Source organism: Butyrivibrio sp. (assembly GCF_024699075.1).
Window position 1 is genome coordinate 1 of sequence record NZ_JAILQF010000220.1, and the last position, 2,166, is coordinate 2,166.

Sequence of the window (2,166 nt, forward strand, 5' to 3'; positions counted from 1 at the left end):
AATATCATAATATCTTCAGTAAGGAATCCTGTGCAGGTACCTTCTGCAAAAGTTCCCGATAATTCTGAAGCTTTCTCGTTATCAGAGATTTCCATGGCAAATCTTACATATCTTTCAGTATGACCTGTCATATACAATTTGCCGTCAATTTCTTCAGCATCTTCCCACAAAACCTTGACTTTGTCTCCGATAAAGCTTTCTCTGTAACGCTTGGACTGCTCTTTAGACATATCTATAAGAACATCACTTCTTTCAGACTTCTGTCTGTCTGTAAGCTGATCTGGCATTTTCTCAGCAGCAGTACCCTTGCGGACAGAGTACTTAAAGACATGCATCTCATAAAAGTCGACTTTTTTGCAAAAGTCTCTGCTTTCTTCAAACTCTTCTATAGTCTCTCCCGGGAATCCTACGATCACATCTGTAGTTATCGCCGGTCTGTCATATACTTTTCTTAAAAGCTCAACTCCCTGATAATATTCCTCTGCACTATAATGCCTGTTCATCCTCTTAAGGGTAGCCTCACAGCCTGACTGAAGTGACAGGTGGAAGTGAGGGCAGAGCTTTGGCATGCCTGCCATAGCTGTAGCCATCTTGGGAGTTATTATCCTTGGTTCAAGAGAACTAAGTCTTATTCTCTCTATTCCCTTTATTGCATGAATCTTCTTAAGAAGATCCAGAAGTTCTGACTCTCCTCTGTCAAGTCCATAGGAGCTTACATGTATTCCGGTAATTACAACCTCTTTGACTCCAAGAGCTGCAAGTCCCAGAATCTCTGACACTACATCCTTTTGCTGTCTTGACCTTATCCTGCCTCTGGCAAAAGGAATAAGGCAGTATGAGCAGAACTGATTGCATCCGTCCTGAATCTTTATATAGGCCCTTGTATGATCCGGAACATGTGAAAGCTTCATCTCTTCATATTCAGGCTTTATGCTGCTGCCCACTTTGATAGAAGCATCCATTTCCATTGCTACGTTCTTACGGCTTTTCTTATCGGTCTCAGCCTGGTAAGAAGCGCTATCATCCATGGCTTTTTCATCCATGTACTTTTCAATTATATTTAGTACCTGATTCTTTTTGTTATTACCTATCGCTATGTCTATGTATTCATCCATTTTGACTTTATCTTCATTGGTCTCAACATAGCATCCTACTGCAACTACAAGAGCTCCCGGATTTTCCTTTTTGGCACGGTGGATCATCTGTCTGCTCTTTCTGTCAGCAATATTGGTAACGGTACAAGTATTGATAATATATATATCAGCAGGCTGGTCAAATGGCTTTATCTCATAGCCTGCTGCCTTAAAGTCCTGTTCTATTACATCCAGCTCATAGCTGTTAACCTTACATCCAAGGTTGTGAAGTGCAACACTTTTCACTAACTAACTCCTTTTTTTTCGGTGTTTTGACGTTGACTTATACCATCCTCTCGTTTATCATTAAAAAAAGAAGGAGGTATTTGCGCAATGAAGACAGTTAAAATTTCACTTAATTCTATCGATAAGGTAAAATCTTTCGTTAACGAGATCACAAAATTCGATTATGATTTCGATCTTGTTTCCGGCAGATACGTTATCGATGCAAAGTCAATCATGGGCATCTTCTCACTCGATCTTTCTAAACCGATCGATCTGAATATCCATGCAGAAGACGGCGTTGACGAAGTCATCAACGTTTTAAAGCCTTACATGATCTGAGTATCAATGCGCAGATATTGTGTGGGTGCACGTAAAGCCTTAGGGCTTTACAATTTTTAATAGTTAGTTCAAGGGCTCTGGAGTATTCCAGAGCCCTTTTGAATACCCTTTTTTATGCTGTGATCTCAATGATCTCATCTGTATCGATGGCTTTTCTGACCATGTCATCGATCTTATCACGAAGATTGCCCTCATGATCTTCAATAATATCAAGCCTTGGCTTTGTAACAGGATGCTTGGCAACAAAAATTGTACAGCAGTCCTCGTAAGGCTGAATTGAAGTCTCATAAGCATCAATCTTAAGAGATATATCTACAATATCCTGCTTATCAAAAGCAATAACAGGTCTGTAAACAGGCATAGACTCTACAACAGCATTAGTACACAGAAGTGACTGCATTGTCTGTGATGCAACCTGTCCTATTGATTCACCTGTAATAAGTCCCATACAACCTGAGTTCTTAGCAAG

The 2,166-nt window shown here is 40.1% G+C and carries 2 protein-coding genes and 1 pseudogene; 1 reads left to right on the forward strand and 2 read right to left on the reverse strand.

The window, feature by feature from the left end; genetic code table 11:
• The coding region (mtaB, locus tag K6G87_RS08625; RefSeq protein WP_296835912.1) for a tRNA (N(6)-L-threonylcarbamoyladenosine(37)-C(2))-methylthiotransferase MtaB at positions 1 to 1,379 on the reverse strand (1,379 nt) is incomplete at its 3' end.
• 87 nt (positions 1,380 to 1,466) lie between these two features.
• On the opposite strand from mtaB, the gene K6G87_RS08630 reads away from it, so the two are divergent.
• Complete coding sequence (locus K6G87_RS08630) at positions 1,467 to 1,697, forward strand: HPr family phosphocarrier protein (RefSeq protein WP_022755825.1); 231 nt, start codon at positions 1,467 to 1,469, stop codon at positions 1,695 to 1,697.
• A 112-nt stretch (positions 1,698 to 1,809) separates the two neighbouring features.
• Here K6G87_RS08630 and K6G87_RS08635 read toward each other — a convergent pair.
• Positions 1,810 to 2,166, reverse strand: a pseudogene (locus K6G87_RS08635) (tRNA uracil 4-sulfurtransferase ThiI); the annotation flags it as partial.

What these genes read in the sequence shown, in the direction of transcription:
- K6G87_RS08630 (WP_022755825.1), top strand. Translation starts at nt 1,467, where the DNA reads ATGAAGACAGTTAAAATTTCACTTAATTCTATCGATAAGGTAAAATCT.